Raw genomic sequence first — 16,130 nt, forward strand, 5'->3', positions numbered from 1 at the left:
GAATGCCTCCATGCCGGGAGCGAACACGCAAGCGCATATCGGTCGCCGACTGCAGCAGCATTTTGCGGTGCTGGGCCCTCAGGAGCGTCGGGTAGCGGACTTCATTCTGGCCCATCTGGAGGATCTGGCGGTCTATAGTGCGGCCGATCTGTCGCGGCTCAGCGGCGTCTCCAAGGCAACCGTGACCCGGTTGTTCAAGCGTCTGGGCTACGCTGACTTCAAGGCGGTCAAGGCGCACGCGCGGCAGCTTCGCCACTACGGCGTGCCGCTGGCCTCCGGCACCGATACGCTGGGAGAAGGTGTCGAGCGCTTTCGCCGTCACGCCGAACGCGAGCAGCAAAACCTGCGCCAGTGTCTCGATGGTCTGACACCGGTGCTGTTCGACGAAGTGACTCGCGCGCTCGACGAGGCGCCCGCCGTGGCCGTGATAGGCTATCGCAATAGCTACCCGGTGGCCCTGCATCTACGCCAGCAACTGTTGCAGGCGCGCGCCAACGTACGTCTGCTGCCGGCGCCCAATCAGTCGTTGGCCGAGGAACTGGTCGAGCTCGAATCCGGCACGCTGATCGTGTTGATCGGCTTTCGCCGTCGGCCCAGGTTGTTCGACACGTTGGTGCAGGCACTGCACGCTCGCGAACAACGCGTGCTGCTGATCGGCGATTCGACCACGGCCAAGTATGCGCAACGGGTCACCTGGCGGCTGGAGTGTGCGCTGGAGACCAATTCGGCGTTCGACAGCTACGCCTGCGCCATGAGCCTGATCAGCCTGCTGGCCAATGCCATGCTGCATCAAAGGCTGGCACAAGGGCGGGCCAGGATCGGCGAAGTGACCGAGCTGTATGAAGCCTTGGACGAACTGGCCCTGTAGAGAACGCGCCGTCGATCTCCATCGAGAACCTTCGTCATTCAGAACCGTCAGGAGAGAGCATGCCGCAGCGTAGCCACGATGCACCCAAGAGAACCTACTACGCCCCCCACGGCGGCTTGCCGCCGCAGAGTCAGCTGATTCACGGCCGCGCGGTATTTACCGAGGCCTATGCGGTGATTCCCAAGGGCGTGATGAGCGATATCGTCACGAGCTTCCTGCCGCACTGGGAAAAGACACGGCTATGGGTGCTGTCGCGGCCGCTCTCCGGCTTCGCCGAAACCTTTTCCCAGTACATCATGGAAGTCTCCCCCGGCGGCGGCAGCGAGCGCCCGGAACCGGACAGCGGCGCCGAAGGCGTGTTGTTCGTGGTCGAAGGGGAGATGACGCTGACCGTCGCGGGAGAGACGCACCAGATGGCGCCGGGCGGCTACGCCTATCTGCCGCCGGGCTGTGACTGGCAGCTGCGCAACACGAGCGAGACACCGGTGTGCTTCCACTGGATCCGCAAGGCGTATGCATTCGTCGAGGGTATCGAGGTGCCCGATGCCTTCGTGACCCGCGATCAGGCGATCGAACCGACACCGATGCCGGATACCGACGGTCGCTGGGCGACCACGCGCTTCGTCGACCCTGCGGATCTGCGCCACGACATGCACGTGACCATCGTCACCTTCCAGCCGGGCGGCGTGATTCCCTTCGACGAGACGCACGTGATGGAGCACGGGCTCTACGTGCTCGAGGGCCGCGCGGTCTATCACCTCAACCAGGATTGGGTCGAGGTCGAGGCCGGCGACTACATGTGGCTGCGCGCCTTCTGTCCGCAATCCTGCTATGCCGCCGGGACGGAGCCGTTTCGCTATCTGCTCTACAAGGACGTCAACCGGCACATGAAACTGTCGCTTTCCGGGAGTTAGCCGAAGCGGGAGAGCCGATAGGGATCCAGCGGTGGCAGATCGTATCGCTCGACCGATGCGTGGCCGTCGGCTGGGCCAGCCAGATCGGCGATCAATTCGGCGGTGATCGCCGACTGCGTCAGCCCTAGGTGATGATGGCCGAAAGCCAGCAGCACGCGGCCATTCTCGAGCCGATCGATGATCGGCAGCGAGTCCGGCAGCGACGGGCGGAAACCCATCCACGGCGTGGCGGTCTCGGCATCGAGATCGGTCTTGAACAGGCCCTGGCTCAGCCGGTGAAGCTGCCAGGCCCGCGCCATGTTGGGCGGTGCGTCAAGCCCTGCGAACTCCACGGTGCCGGCGAGCCTGAGGCCTGTTTCCATCGGGGTCATGATGAAGCGGCGCTCTAGTGATGTGACCGCAAAGGGTAGTCGGTCGTGCTCGCGAGGCAGCATCAGGTGATAGCCGCGCTCGGTATCCAGCGGCACGTGCTTGCCGGTGAGCTGCGCGGTCAACTCGGCTGAATGGGCGCCGCAGGCGAGCAGTACTTGGCTGGCGCGGCGTTCACCGGCATCGGTCATCAAAGCAACGCCGCTGTCGGTCAATCGCGCCGACTGCACGCTGGCCTGCTCGAACTGCACCCCTTCCTGTTTGGCCGCATCGACCAGGATGTTGACGACGCGCCACGGATCCAGCACATGACCCGTCGCGGGGAAGAACAGCCCGCCCAGCAGATCATCCGACAGCTGAGGTGCCGCGCGCTGGACCGCATCTTGATCCCACCGCTCTACCGGCACCTGCTGTTCGCGCATGCGTGCTTCGAGCGCCTCGAGTTTGTGGCGTGATTCCGACTTTTCGTAGACCAGCAGTGATCCATCCACCCTCAGCAGGTGAGCGCTGTCGACCGATGCCAGCAGACGGTGCCACGCCGCCAGACTGCGCTCGTTGAGGGCACGGATACCGGCCACGCTCCGGGCAAAGGGTTCCGGGCGCAGGTTCAGCACCAGTCGCGTCAACCACGGCAGCGCACGGGGCAGGTATTTCCAATCCAGTCGCAGCGGGCCCATCGGGTCGACGAGCATGCCGGGCAGCGACTTGAGAATCGAAGCATCGGCGATCGGAAAGACCTGCTCCGTGGCCATGTGTCCGGCGTTACCGTAGGAAGCGCCGCGCCCCGGCTCCTGTTTGTCCAGCACCAGCACGCGGTGGCCCTGGCGTGCCAGTGCCAGGGCACTGGTGACACCGATGAGACCGGCACCGACGACAACGATGTCGGCATTGCTCTCTGTCTCGGGCGGAACAGGATGAGATGGGTCCGGCATGCGCTACCTCACGACCAGGGCAATGGGGGAATGCTGACGAATCAGGCGCTACGCAGGCTCTTGTCCAGCACTGCTGCGATGCCTTCGGCGGCGTCCTTTATATGGCTTTCCAGTAGTTGGCAGGAGTCTTCCACCTTGCCTTGCCGGGCCAGTTCCAGCAGCTCGCGGTGTTCGAGTTCCGCCTTTTCGATCTCACGGGTGTAGACCAGCTGCATGCGGATATAGCGCCCCGATTTGGTATTGAGCTGGCCGATCATGGCCAGCGTCTCGGGCAGGTCAGAAGGCGCGTACAGCGCATGGTGAAACGCGAAGTTGTATTCGCTCCAGTTGTCGATCTGGCTGCCGGAATCGAGCGCCGCATCGTACTGGCGCAGGATGCTTTCGGCATGATCGAGATCCGCCGCGGTCAGCTTTGGGATCGCGTAGCGCAGCACGTAGGTCTCGAGCAGCACGCGCAGGTCGAACAGCTCGCGAATCGCCGTCACCGACAGCTCGGTGGTGAACGCGCCGCGGTGGGCGTGGAACTCCACCAGGCCTTCTGACTCCAGCGTCAGCAGCGCTTCCCTGACGGGGATGCGGCTGACGTCGTAATCCTTGGCCAGCGCATCCTGGCGTAGCTGCGAGCCGCCCTTGAATTCGCCGCCGAGAATCCGCTCTCGCAGATCATCCGCGACGTGCTGGGCGCGGGTCTTGAAAGTCGCCATGAGGTCTCATCGTTTGCATAGAATTTTGGATATTGTATGCAATCAAAAAATCACGCGCCGACTTTTCAAGCCCGAGCGTGCTAGGCCCGAACGTACTAGTCCAGGTCGAGCTGGACCGACCACTGTGCATACCACTCGCGGAACAGCGCGTACTGGGTCTCGACATAGCGGCGCTGCGCTGCGCTTAACACGTCGCTTTCGTTGAAGTGCAGCGCATAGGCGCTATCACCATTGAGCACCATCAGTTGCTTGTAATAAAGCACCAGATCCACGCCTTCATCGAAGGAGGAAAGTACCGCCAGTGCGGATTCCAGCTCCTGGGCCAGGCGGCGGGCTGCGAGATCGCCCTTGGCGGCTTTCTGACTCAGCGCGACCAGTTGCAGCACTTCACGGGGCAGGGCGTTGCCGACTCCGGTAATGGCGCCGGTGGCGTTGCAGTTGACGAAGCCGTGGAAGACTTGGGTATCGACACCGACCATCAGACTGACATCGTCATCTTGAGAAGTAATGTGCTCCGCGGCGTAGCGCAGATCGTCGGCACCGCCGAACTCCTTGAAACCGATCAGGTTGGAATGCTCGCGACGCAGTTCGAAGAACAGCTCGGCGCGGGTGGTGAAGCCGTAATAGGGGCTGTTGTAGATCACGGCCGGCAGCTCGGGAGCGGCTTTCAGAATCGCCGAGAAATGCGCTTTCTGGGCGGCGGGCGCGGTACCGCGGGAGAGCACGCGGGGAATGACCATCAACCCCTGAGCGCCCACCTTTGCCGCATGCGCGGCGTGGGACACGGCTTCCTTCGAGTTGACCGCGCCGGTGCCGACGATGACCGGCACGCCGGCGGCGACCAGACGCGCCACGCCTTCCTGACGTTCTGCTTCGCTCAGCAGTGGCCAGTCACCCATCGAGCCGCAGTAGACCACTGCGCGCATGCCTAGGTCGACGAGCTCGCGTCCCTTGGCGACCAGTGCGTCATAGTCCGGCGTGCGATCGGCGGTGCAAGGGGTCATCAGTGCAGGAATACAGCCGGTGAAGATAGTGTCGTTCATGGTTGTCCTCTGGAATCTGTTGATGATCTGTCGGGATGAGCCTACGGATGGCTATTTCCCGTATGGCTACGACGCAGTGATGCCCCAGGCAAACGGATCGTTCTCGTCGATCAGCAGCTTGGCGTCGGCGGTCATGTAGGCATTGCCCTTGATATAGGGACGAATAAGGCTGGGGCGCCTATCTTCCTGGGCCTGGTCTTCCCGCTCCTGAGTCTCCCATTCGAAGCGTCCCTCGAATCGGCTACCGGTGATGCTGGCCTGGGTCCAGATTTCGCCCGGCGCCAGCTTGCCGTCGGCGGCGAGGCACGCCAGCTTGGCGCTGGTACCGGTACCGCAAGGGGAGCGGTCGTAGGCCTTGCCCGGGCAGAGCACGAAGTTGCGGCTGTCGGCGGGTTTGATGGCGGTGGTGGCGACGTCTTCGGCAAACAGTTCGATATGGTCGATATGACCCTCGTTTTCGCCGGTGATCTTCTGGGCATCCAGCGCCTGTCGGATGGCCCAGGTGAAGGCCGTCAGCGCCTCCTCGTTGGCCAGGGTTACCGTCTGCTCGTGTTCCCCGACCAGGAAAAACCAGTTGCCGCCCCAGGCGATATCACCGTGGACCACGCCGTAGCCGGGCACCTCGACCGGGACACGCTGACGATAGCGATAGGCGGGCACGTTGCGCACCGTCACCGCGCCGTTTTCGTGCAGCGTGGCGCTGACCGGGCCGACGGTGGTGTCGATCTGGTGATCTCCGGGCTGGATCAGGCCGAGATGATGCAGCGATGCCACCAGGCCGATCGTGCCGTGGCCGCACATGCCCAGGTAGCCTGAATTGTTGAAGAAGATCACGCCGCAGGTGGCATTCGGGGAAATCGGCTTGCAATAGAGCGCACCCACCAGCACGTCATTGCCACGAGGCTCGATCAGGCAGGCGCGACGCCAGTGATCGTGTGATTCCCGCAATGCATCGCGCTGTTCGACGATTGTGGCGCCCGGCAGGTCCGGAAAGCCGTCCATCACCAGGCGAGTCGGCTCTCCCCCAGTATGGGAGTCGATGACATGGATGCGCTTCATGCAGGCTTTCCTCTGATCTGGGCGGACTCGCAGACATCTGGAGTAAGCATCGGGAGGGTGAATGATTCGGATATTGTAGATTTTATACAATCTTCGCGGCGAAATGTGAAGTCGTGTCGCTCGGGAAATCCGGCGTGACACAAAAAACCGGCGCGGAAGGCGCCGGTAAGGGAGAGAACGCGAGTCGTTCAAGGAGACAGAGCGGGCGCTTACGAGGCGACGGCCGCCGCGGCGGTAGCGCGGCGCATCGCCATCGAATAGAACGTCGCACCGAGCGCGCCGCCGATGAACACCGAGAAGTGGCCGAGATCGCCCAGCGGCAGGAAGTTGATCAGAATACCGATCAAGGTCGCCGCAACCACGGCCTTCACCGCGGCCGGGTTGAAGCCGTTGCGATACCAGTAGGGACCGTCGGGATCGACGCTGAACAGGGCGTCGATATCGATATGGCCGCGGCGGATCCGGTAGTAGTCCATGATCAGAATGCCGTAGAGCGGGCCGATGGCCGCCGCGAGCAGGTCGACGGTGTAGTGGATGATCTCCGGATTGCTGAACAGGTTCCACGGCGTCAGGAATATCGAGCCGACGGCGGCGATGAAGCCGCCGGTGCGAAAGCTGATCTTGCTGGGCGCCATATTGGAGAAATCGAACGCCGGGGCGACGAAATTGGCGACGATGTTGATGCCGATGGTCGTCGTCACGAAAGTCGCGGCTCCCAGTACGGCGATAAAGGTGTTGTCGAGGCGGGAGACGGTCTCGATGGGGTCATCGATCATCTCGCCGAATACCGGAATCGTCGCCGAGACCATCATCACCGTGGTCGCCGAGAACACCAGGAAGTTGATCGGCAGGCCCCAGAAATTGCCGCGCTTGACGTCGTCGAATGTCCTGGCATAACGGGTGAAGTCGCCGAAGTTGAGCGTCGGGCCGGCAAAGTAACCGGCAACGATCGCCGCGGCGATCACCATCTGCCATAGCTGCTCACTGGGCGAGAGCTGGATGTCGCTGAGGGTGAAGCTGATGTTGGACCAGCCCGCCTGCCACACAAGCCATGCTGCCAGGGCGAACATCACCAGATAGACTGCCGGGCCGCTCCAGTCGATGAAGCGCCGGATCGAATCCATGCCACGCCAGAACACGATCGCCTGCAGACACCACAGCAGCATGAAGCTGATCCAACCCAGATAGGAGAGCCCCAGAAAGCTGGGGCCGGCCAGCGATTCCATGCCAGGAAAAAGGCGCAGGATCACGATGGTCAGGGCGTTGGAGGCGAGAAACGTCTGAATCCCGTACCACACCACCGCGATCAGGCCGCGAATCATTGCCGGAATATTGGCGCCCAATACGCCGAACGAGAGCCGACAGATCACCGGGAACGGCACCGCCGCCTTCTGACTTGGCCGGGCCATCAGGTTGGCGAATACCTGCACGATACAGATGCCGACCAACAACGAGATCAACACCTGCCAGCCCGCCAGGCCGAGCGCAAACAGGCTGGCGGCAACCACATAACCGCCGACGCTGTGGACGTCGGAGAGCCAGAAGGCGAGGATGTTGTACCAGTTCCAGTTTTGCGTCGTGGGCGCCAGGTCGGCGTTGTAGAGCCGATCGCTGTAGCCAGGAGGAAGTTGCGACATGGCGTGTGCCCTCCGTGGGGCGATTTATGATTGTGATTCCCGTTTTTTTGTATACAAGATACGTGCCATATTCGCTATTTCACGATGGTCGTAGGTGGTCGCAACTGAGCAGAAGTCGGTCGGTCACGAATAATCACACCGCCCAGCAAGGCGTTAGGTCATGGGATCCCGTATCGGCCCTGTTGGCTGAATTACCCTGATGATGCGGTCTGTAGAGGCCGCCGAAATGTGGCTAGTCGCTCACGAGAGTGGAGAGAGCACGCTCGATGCGCAAAATGTAGAGCCTCTGCACCCTATCGGTGCGAGGAACGATATCGGCATGTTTTGTGTACGATATTCGAAGGCAGCAGATTGAGGCCGACACCAAGGGGAGGGAGATAATGCTTGAATTGAAGGCCCAAAAGCTGACGGCGGATGCCTTCGCGCCGTTCGGCGACGTGATCGATGCGCGTTCCAGCGCCGCTTTCCCGATCAACAACGGTCGTACTCAGCGACATCACGATCTGGCTCGGGTAGAGATTCTGGACACTCCATCACGACCGCTGATCAGCGTTTTCGTGAGCCAGCCGGTCGCGCTGCCGTTGGAGATCGAGCTGCTGGAGCGCCACCCGCTGGGCAGTCAGGCATTCATGCCGCTGCACGAGGAACGATTCATCGTCGTCGTGGCACCGCCGGGTGAAACGATCGATCCTGCGTCGATTCGCGCCTTCGTGACCGATGGTCGGCAGGGCGTCAACTACCGCGCTGGCACCTGGCATGCGATTCATTCGGTGCTGGAGAGAGAGGGGGAGTTTCTGGTCGTCGATCGCGGCGGGGTCGACAACCTCGACGAGCGGCCGATGACGATGCGGGTGGTGATGGTGTGACCTGGAACGACGATGCCCCGCCGGAGCGGGGCATCGAGAGCGTCGGACGAGGCGGTAGGCTCAGACCGACTTGCTGCTGCCGCCAATGGCCGCAGCCGGGTCTTCATCCAGTTCCATGCGTTCGCGTTCGTCGTCGATGATCTTGAGTGCCTGCTCCGGCGTCACCTTCGACGCCGGCGTGACCAGGCTGACCACGACACCCGCGACCAGCGCGACCAGTACCGCTGGAATGCTGGGGTTACCCCAGAAAGCCGTCCAGCTATCCACGTTGATCACGGCCAGCGACGTCGCGGACGCGGCGATCAGCGTAGCGATGGCACCCTGCCAGTTATAGCGCGACCAGAAACGTCCCAGCACGCCACATACGAACATCCCGGCCATCACGGTCGCGATCATGCTGGTGATATAGCTGATGACGTTGTTGGAGGTCAGTGCGAACAGCAGTGCCAGGCCAATGGTGGCGACCAGCGCCAGCCGCGACAGCCCCACGACCTTGCGGGCCGACGGCGTATGGCCGGTGAACAGCACGTAGACATCGCGCAGCAGGATCGACACGCCCGCGATGGCATCCGAACTCGCGCTCGACATGGTCGCCGACAGCCCGGCGACCAGCAGCAGCAGGCCAAGCCACAACGGTAGAATTTCCGTGGCCAGGAACGGGAAAGCGAAGTTGCTGTTGTCGAGGCTGGGGTTCAGCGCATGGGTTGCCATGCCGATGATCGCCGGAATGATCGAAAAGAACAGGTAGAGAACGCCGGTAATGATGAAAGACTTCCGCACCGAGCTGACCGATTTACCGGAGTAGATACGCTGGCGGTAGGAGGGCGTGGCCAGCACGCCGACGGCGATGACGGCAGCGAGGGAGATCGCCGGTATCAGGCCGATCTTGTCGACACCCAGGAAACTGGTGGCCGCGACGTCCATGTTGGTGCCAAGACCGGAAAAGCCGCCGACTTCGAACAGCGCGATAATCGCCATCACGATGAAACCGACGAACAGGATCACTGCCTGTACGGTGTCGGTCCAGATGACCGCCATGTAGCCGCCGATCACGCAGTAGATGCCGAAACCCAGCGCTACCAGAATGCGTGCGGTGGTCAGGTCGATGCCCGCCATCCACGATAGATAGAGCCCGCCGCCGAGAATGTGTGCGCCCAGCCAGCCGATGCAGGCGATGTAGATCAGCACCGCGACGATATTGCGTACCCAGCGATTGGCGCCGACGTAGTAGGAAAGCTCTTCGCTCATGGTCATGAAGCGAAAGCGACGCACCGGGGCGAACCACAAAGCCAGCAGAATCACGCCGATGGAACCGCCGATGCCGTAGAGCGCACCGGCCCAGCCGTTGGCGTAGCCGAAACCGACGGCGCCCATGCTGGAGCCGGTGCCGACCATCGTTGCCACCGTGGTGCCGATGGTGAGGAAGATCGGAACGCTACGCCCGCCGAGCAGGAAATCGTCGCCGCTGCCGCGACTGTTGCGAGAAACCCACCACCCGAACGCAATCATGATGACCACGTAGGCGATAAAGGTCCCGAGGAAAACGTGACTGTTCATAACGACCTCTTATAATTGTCGTTCCGGTCGTTGCCGCGACCGGAGCAGTGTGGAATGTCATAGCCTATGGGGTTTTTCACTGCGGTCGCGCCCTTGCCGGGGCGCGGCCACCTTTCTGTCAGTCAATGAGTGCCTAGGCGCGGTCAGCGCGATAGCACTTGATGTCGACCTCTACCTTGCAGTCCACCACCAGATCCTGAACGCTGCAGATCCGCGCCGGGGGATGGTCGCCGAACACTTCCTTGAATACCTTGTTGAACGAGCTGAAGTAGCGGGAGTCGGTGAGCACGGCAGTGACGTGGACGACGTCTTCCACGCCGTAGCCGGCTTCCTCGGCGATCTTCAGGCAATTGGCAAAAGCCAGCCGCGACTGCTCGACGATGCTGCCTTCGACGACTTCACCATCGGTCATCGGGGTCTGACCCGAGACGAACAGCCAGCCGGCCGCTTCGGTGGCGCGGGCGAAGGGCAGCTTCTGGCCGCCGGTGCCGACGCCGCCTTCGACGCCATAACGTTTGATGCTCATACGGTTTTCTCCTGAGTTGTCTCAATGATCGAGTGGGTAACGCGTGTGAAAATCATGAGGTTGTACGGGAAGGCCGGGCCGACAGCCGGACTTCGCGCCGCAGCAGTCTTCCGGCTCGCCTTTCGCTGGCCTCGCCATGGCGATAGCTGACCACACCGTTGACGACGACCAGCTCGATGCCATCGGCCTTGGCGATCGGCGCGCTGTAGGTCGCGGTGTCTTCGAGCGCGTCGAGGTCGAACAGCAGCAGATCGGCAAAAGCGCCGACGCGGATGGCACCGCGATCCGTCAGACCAAAGTTAGTGGCGGATAGTCCGGTCATCTTGCGCACCGCTTCGGTCAGCGGCAGCAGTTTCAGATCGCGACTGTAATGCGCCAGCACCCGCGGGAATGCGCCCCACAGCCGCGGGTGCGGATGCGGATCGTTGGGCAGGCCGTCGGAGCCGACCATCGACAGCGGATGCGACAGCACTCGCTGCATGTCCGTTTCGCTCATGTTGTGATAGACCGCCCCGGCCGGCTGAAGGCGTCGTGCGGCGTCGATCAGCGATAGATTCCACTGTGCGGCGATGTTTTCGAGCGACTGGCGCGCCATCTCCGGATGCGGGTCGGACCAGGTGATGAAGATGTTGATCTCGTCGGTGACCTGGCCCAGATCCAGCGTCGAGGAGCCTGCGGTGTAGGGGTAGCAGTCGCAGTGCACGCCGTGGGAAAGCGCCGCATCGTCGAGCTTTGCAAGCGCCCTGGGGGCGTTGCCCCAGTTGCCGGCGCCGGCGCACTTGAGGTGCGAGATCACCAGCGGTGCCTGGCCGTGACGAGCGGTGGCAAAAGCCTCGTCCATCGCCTCGGGAAGTCCGGCGAACTCGTCGCGCAGATGCGTGGTGTACACGCCGCCGGCGCGACCGACGGCTTCTACCAGCGCGTTCATCTCGGCGGTGGGCGCGTGATAGGCGTTGCGGTAGGCCAGTCCCGAGCTCATGCCGACGGCACCTTCGGCCAGCGCCGTTTCGAGCTGCTCACGCATGGCGGCGATTTCGTCATCGCTGGCGGCACGGTCGAAGCGGTCCATGACCTGGCTGCGCAGGCTGGTGTGGCCGATCAGCGCGGCCACGTTGACGCTCGGCTGTGCCTTGGCGATCGCCTCGGCATAGGCGGCAAACGTCGGATAGCGGAAGTCTTCCGCTCGGCCGAGCAGGTTCATCGGGTCCGGCACTTCGCCGGAGAGCCGCACGGGGCTGGCGCTGATGCCGCAGTTGCCGACCACAACCGTGGTGACGCCCTGGGACAGTTTCGGCAGCATTTCCGGCTGGCGAATGACGTTGGTGTCGTCGTGAGTATGAACGTCGATGAAACCGGGGGTCAGAATCCGCCCCTCGGCATCGAGGACTTCGCGGGCATCGGCGCCGCCCAGGTCGCCGACGGCAACGATCCGCTCGCCTTCCACCGCGACATCAGCGATGAAGGCTTCGCGCCCGCTGCCGTCGATGACGCTGGCGCGGCGGATCAGCAAATCGTAGGGCATGATGACTCCTGAATAGTGATTCCTGAAGAGCGCGCTTGAGCGCTCAATCCCCCAGCGGCTGGCGGTTGTCGCCGCCGCGGTGGGCATCGAGGGTGATCTTGAGTCGTCGCAGCTTGTCGCGAGTGCGCGAGCGATGCCGCAAGGCCAGGCCAAGCGCCAGCATGTCGATGGCGGCCATCATGGCGTAGCGCGAGGACGACGGAAAATAGATGTAGTCGGTCTCGCGGGCGGCCAGCGGCAGCGTGATATTGGCGACCTTGGCCAGCGGCGAGCCGGCCGCGGTGACGGCCAGTACGCGGGCGCCGTACTGGCGTGCCAGCTCGGCCGCCTCGACGATTTCCGGCGTATAGCCGGTGACCGAGAGCGCGACGACAATGTCGGTGGGCTCCAGAGTCGATGCCACCATGCGCGGCAGCAACGACTGGGGATAGGCGCTGATCGCATAGCCCAGCCGGACCAAGCGGAATTGCATCTCCTGCGCCATCACCGTCGAACCGCCGCCGGCACCGAACACCAGAATCTGGCGGGCATCGTCGAGCATCGCCACCGCGCCCTCGACGTCGGCCTGTTCCATCAGCGTGCGGTTGAGCGCCAGGGTCTGGGCGGCGGTGTCGTAGACCACCCCCAGCCCATCGTCCTCGCTGGCTTCCTGGATGAAACGGCGGCCGGCGGCCAGCGCCCGGGTCAGGCGCGTCTTGAGATCGCGCACGTTGCGGCACTCCACCGCCCGAGCAAAGCGGGTCACCGTGGCATCACTCACCTCGGCGCGCTTGGCGATCTCGCCAATGCTGGCCTCGGCGACGAAATCGATATCATCGAATATCAGATTGGCGACTTTCTTCTCCGCGTCGCGAAGGCTCGGCAGACAAGCGGTGATATGCGACAAGATGTCGATTTCCTGGCTCACACGGCATTCCTTGGGTGCGACTGAGAACGGTAGTTCGGCCTGATTTGATACTTTCTAACCTAGAATTTATTTTTATGAAAGTTATTATCTCTGATGAGGCGAGACTTCCTACCAAGGTATGACGCCAGAAACCTTGCGCCGGACTTTCCCGGACACCTTCGATGCCGTGTGGGTTAGAACGAAGAGGTCTTGAGAAACGCCTGCAGACGGGGCGACTCCGGGTGCATGAACAATCTTTCGGGCGGGCCCTGCTCGGCGATTCGGCCGTCCTCCATGAATACGACCTTGTCGGAGACGTCTCGGGCAAAGCGCATTTCATGCGTGACCAGCACCATGGTCATGCCTTCCTGGGCAAGCGAGCGAATCGTCTCCAGCACCTCGCCGACGCGCTCCGGATCGAGCGCAGAAGTGGCCTCGTCGAACAGCATCACCTTGGGATTCATGGCGATGGCTCGCGCGATCGCCACACGCTGCTGCTGCCCGCCGGAGAGCTGCGAGGGGCGGTAATCTCGCCGCTCGAGCATGCCCACTCGTTCCAGCCAATGGTCCCCCAGCTCGATCGCCTGGTTTCTCGGCATGCCACGTACCTTGGTCAGCCCGAGCGTGACGTTGTCCAGCGCGCTCATGTGCGGGAACAGGTTGAACGACTGAAACACCATGCCGGTCATTGCTCGCTGGCGCGCGATTTCCTGCTCGCCCATCCGTGCCCGTTGGCCACGCCGCGTGTGATAGCCGATCGCTTCGCCACCGATCAGCACCTCGCCCTGATGGAACTCTTCGAGAAGGTTGAGGCATCGCAGCAGGGTGGTCTTGCCCGAACCGCTGGCGCCGATGACCGAGACGACCTCGCCCTCCGCAACCGTAAAATCGATGCCTTTGAGCACTTCTAGCTCGCCGAATCGCTTGTGTAGCGCGCGCACTTCCACGATAGGGGTCATACCATTCTCCGGGTTGGCTGTTCGAGACGCCGACCAATGAAGCGCCCGACCTGCTCGATGGCGAAGTCGATCAGGAAATAGATCACACCGGCCAGCAGGTAGAACTGCATGTTGAGAAAATTGTTGCTGATGATCTGCTGGGTGGTCAGCAACAGCTCGGCGACGCCGATCACCGACAGCAGTGTCGAGGCCTTGACCATCTCTACCGCAGCGGTGATCCAGGTCGGCAGGGCGAACCGCAACGCCTGTGGAAACAGGATGTAGCGAAAGATGCCGCCGAAAGTGAGGCCGATGGCCCGGCCGGCCTCGATCTGACCGCGCGACAGGGACTGCAGCGCGCCACGTAGGATTTCCCCGACGTGAGAGGCGCAGAACAGCGTGAGTGCCAGCGCACCGGCCTGAAAGGCGGTGAGATTCAGGCCCACGGCGGAAGAGACGTAGAAGGTTGCCAGTACCAGGACCAGCACCGGCGTACCGCGGATGATGTCGATGTAGAGCCGGGCTGGCCATCGTAGTGGCTTGTTGCCATAGGTGACGGCGATACCGATCACGATGCCGAGCACGGTTCCGGCCAGGATCGCGATCAGCGATACCGCGAAGGTGATCGCCGTGCCGTGCAACAGCGCGTCACGATTGTTCATGACTTCGTTGAAAAAGTAGCTCCAGTCCATATCAGGCTTTCTCCAGCACGAGTCGTTTTTCCATCGCTCTCAGCACGAGCGTGATGGCATAGCAGCAAACGATGTAGAGGAGCGAAGCGACGAGCCAGACTTCGATGACCCGAAAGGTTTCGGAATTGATCTTGCGGGCATAGAACGTCAGCTCAGGAACCGCGATGGTGGCGGCCAGCGAGGTATCCTTGAACAGCGATATGAAGTTGTTGCCGAACGCCGGCAAGGCATTGCGAAACATGATCGGCAGCACGATGTAGCGCTTGATTCGGAATGACGTCAGCCCGATCGCCTGTCCGGCTTCGATCAATCCCTGGGGAACGCTGAGCAGCCCGCCACGGAAGACCTCGGCCATATAGGCACTGGCGTAAAGCGACAGGGCCACGATGAAGCTGGTGATCTTGTCGAGAGACAGGCCAAGTTGCGGCATGCCGAAGAACAGAAACAGCACGATCACCAGGATTGGCAGGTTACGCAGTATCGAAATCCAGGTGAAGGCCAGGCTGCGAAGCCATCGATTCGGCGCACGACTGGCGAAAGCGACCACCAGTCCGAGCGCGGAGCCAATCGCGATCGACACCAGTGCCAACAGCAGTCCAAGGCCGATGCCACTGAGCAGCAACGGCCACTGTTCGAAGATGGGAGCGAAGTTGAAGTGATAGTTCATGAGAGTCCGTCTGCCTGGTCGAGCGGTTGGGCAGGGCGTTGCCGAACTCTATGAGTTCGGCAACGCCAAAACCGGGATTTAGCGCATTTCGGAAGGGAAGCCGGTTTTCGGTGCCGGGGGACGCTCGCCGAACCACTGTTCGAAGGCATCGGAATAGCGCTGGAACTCGACGCCGTACATGGCTTCTTCGAGGGTGGTATTGACGAAATTCAGCCAACGTTGGTCGTCAGGTGATACCGCGCAGGCGTAGGACTGCGGATTCCAGCTGTAGCCGGCATCGACGTAGCGATCGCCGTTATTCTTCATGTACCACTTCAAGGTCGACAGGTCGGTCGCGACCGCTGCGGCACGATGGGAGTTGAGCGCCTGATAGATCAGGTTCTGGCTCTCGTACTGGTCGACCTCGGCATCAGGCAGCGCCTGATGGACCATCTTCTCGGCATAGACGTTCTGCAGCACCGCAACCGTGATGTCACTGCCTGCCGCCTTGAGTGCGTCGTAATTGTCATAGTCGCCGCCCTTGAGCATCAGCAGCCCGACGCCCTCGCGATAATAGGGCACGGTGAAGGCGACCTGTTGAGCCCGTGCCGCAGTGACTGTCATCCCTTGGCAGGAAATATCCACCTTGTTCGTCAGCAGGTTAGGAATACGTGCATCCGAAGACTGATTGACGAAACGAACTTTGCTGGGATCGTTGAACAGACCCTGAGCGAGAATATGGCCAATATCAGCGTCGAAACCGACGGTCTGGCCGTTGTCGGTGAAGTGCCAGGGGGGATTCGAACTACCGGTACCGACGACCAGTTCGCCACGGTCCAGCACCGTCTGCAGGGTGTCGGCCTGGGCGTGGGTAGCGGCAAGTGAAGGGATGAGGGCGACCGCCGCAACGGCGCTCAGCGCTTTGAGGATCGTTTTCATGGGAGTGGGCTCGTATTGTTGCTGTTGTTTGT

16 protein-coding genes are annotated in these 16,130 nt (G+C 62.1%); 3 read left to right on the plus strand and 13 right to left on the minus strand.

From position 1 onward, the window contains the following. Positions 1-10: 10 nt before the first annotated feature. Both DOM27_RS02655 and DOM27_RS02660 read left to right on the plus strand, forming a co-directional pair. A complete protein-coding gene (locus DOM27_RS02655; protein WP_110654497.1) occupies positions 11-868 on the plus strand; it encodes a MurR/RpiR family transcriptional regulator in 858 nt (285 codons plus the stop codon). Positions 869-927: 59 nt separating this feature from the next. Further along, the gene (locus DOM27_RS02660) at positions 928-1,782 is read left to right on the plus strand and encodes a bifunctional allantoicase/(S)-ureidoglycine aminohydrolase (protein WP_110654498.1); all 855 of its coding nucleotides are present in this window, start codon (positions 928-930) and stop codon (positions 1,780-1,782) included. Here DOM27_RS02660 and DOM27_RS02665 read toward each other — a convergent pair. From DOM27_RS02665 to DOM27_RS02685, 5 genes are all read right to left on the minus strand, one after another. Beyond that, positions 1,779-3,083, minus strand: a complete 1,305-nt coding sequence (locus DOM27_RS02665; protein ID WP_110654499.1) for an NAD(P)/FAD-dependent oxidoreductase — start codon at positions 3,081-3,083, stop codon at positions 1,779-1,781. The genes DOM27_RS02660 and DOM27_RS02665 overlap by 4 nt on opposite strands. 41 nt (positions 3,084-3,124) lie before the next feature. After that, a complete protein-coding gene (locus DOM27_RS02670; RefSeq protein WP_110654500.1) occupies positions 3,125-3,787 on the minus strand; it encodes a GntR family transcriptional regulator in 663 nt (220 codons plus the stop codon). Between the two features lie 95 nt (positions 3,788-3,882). Continuing rightward, positions 3,883-4,830 (minus strand): dihydrodipicolinate synthase family protein, encoded by a 948-nt coding sequence (locus DOM27_RS02675; RefSeq protein ID WP_110654501.1) that lies wholly within the window; start codon positions 4,828-4,830, stop codon positions 3,883-3,885. A 66-nt stretch (positions 4,831-4,896) separates the two neighbouring features. Continuing rightward, entirely contained in the window at positions 4,897-5,889 is a 993-nt protein-coding gene (locus DOM27_RS02680) for a 4-hydroxyproline epimerase (RefSeq protein ID WP_110654502.1), read from the minus strand. A 209-nt stretch (positions 5,890-6,098) separates the two neighbouring features. Continuing rightward, positions 6,099-7,526, minus strand: coding sequence for an NCS1 family nucleobase:cation symporter-1 (locus tag DOM27_RS02685; protein WP_110654503.1), 1,428 nt, complete (start codon positions 7,524-7,526; stop codon positions 6,099-6,101). A 380-nt stretch (positions 7,527-7,906) separates the two neighbouring features. Here DOM27_RS02685 and DOM27_RS02690 point away from each other — a divergent pair, with 380 nt between their 5' ends. Continuing rightward, entirely contained in the window at positions 7,907-8,392 is a 486-nt protein-coding gene (locus DOM27_RS02690) for an ureidoglycolate lyase (protein WP_110654504.1), read from the plus strand. A gap of 60 nt (positions 8,393-8,452) precedes the next feature. On the opposite strand, the gene DOM27_RS02695 is transcribed toward DOM27_RS02690, so the two are convergent. From DOM27_RS02695 to DOM27_RS02730, 8 genes are all read right to left on the minus strand, one after another. Further along, a complete protein-coding gene (locus tag DOM27_RS02695) occupies positions 8,453-9,949 on the minus strand; it encodes a sodium:solute symporter family protein (protein WP_110654505.1) in 1,497 nt (498 codons plus the stop codon). 133 nt (positions 9,950-10,082) lie between these two features. Beyond that, positions 10,083-10,475 (minus strand): RidA family protein, encoded by a 393-nt coding sequence (locus DOM27_RS02700; RefSeq protein WP_110654506.1) that lies wholly within the window; start codon positions 10,473-10,475, stop codon positions 10,083-10,085. Positions 10,476-10,527: 52 nt separating this feature from the next. Next, positions 10,528-11,997, minus strand: a complete 1,470-nt coding sequence (locus DOM27_RS02705; protein WP_110654507.1) for an N-acyl-D-amino-acid deacylase family protein — start codon at positions 11,995-11,997, stop codon at positions 10,528-10,530. Between the two features lie 43 nt (positions 11,998-12,040). Continuing rightward, a complete protein-coding gene (locus DOM27_RS02710; protein WP_110654508.1) occupies positions 12,041-12,904 on the minus strand; it encodes a MurR/RpiR family transcriptional regulator in 864 nt (287 codons plus the stop codon). A 173-nt stretch (positions 12,905-13,077) separates the two neighbouring features. Continuing rightward, entirely contained in the window at positions 13,078-13,842 is a 765-nt protein-coding gene (locus DOM27_RS02715; RefSeq protein ID WP_110654509.1) for an amino acid ABC transporter ATP-binding protein, read from the minus strand. Then, complete coding sequence (locus DOM27_RS02720) at positions 13,839-14,513, minus strand: amino acid ABC transporter permease (protein ID WP_110654510.1); 675 nt, start codon at positions 14,511-14,513, stop codon at positions 13,839-13,841. Before DOM27_RS02720 ends, DOM27_RS02715 begins: the two co-directional genes overlap by 4 nt. Position 14,514: 1 nt before the next feature. Further along, positions 14,515-15,180: an amino acid ABC transporter permease gene (locus tag DOM27_RS02725; RefSeq protein ID WP_110654511.1), complete on the minus strand. Its 666-nt coding sequence runs from the start codon at positions 15,178-15,180 to the stop codon at positions 14,515-14,517. A 78-nt stretch (positions 15,181-15,258) separates the two neighbouring features. Next, positions 15,259-16,098, minus strand: coding sequence for a transporter substrate-binding domain-containing protein (locus DOM27_RS02730; RefSeq protein WP_110654512.1), 840 nt, complete (start codon positions 16,096-16,098; stop codon positions 15,259-15,261). Positions 16,099-16,130 lie beyond the last annotated feature (32 nt).

Origin of the sequence: Salinicola halimionae (genome assembly GCF_003206065.1) — a bacterium.
GTDB classification, from domain to species: domain Bacteria; phylum Pseudomonadota; class Gammaproteobacteria; order Pseudomonadales; family Halomonadaceae; genus Salinicola; species Salinicola halimionae.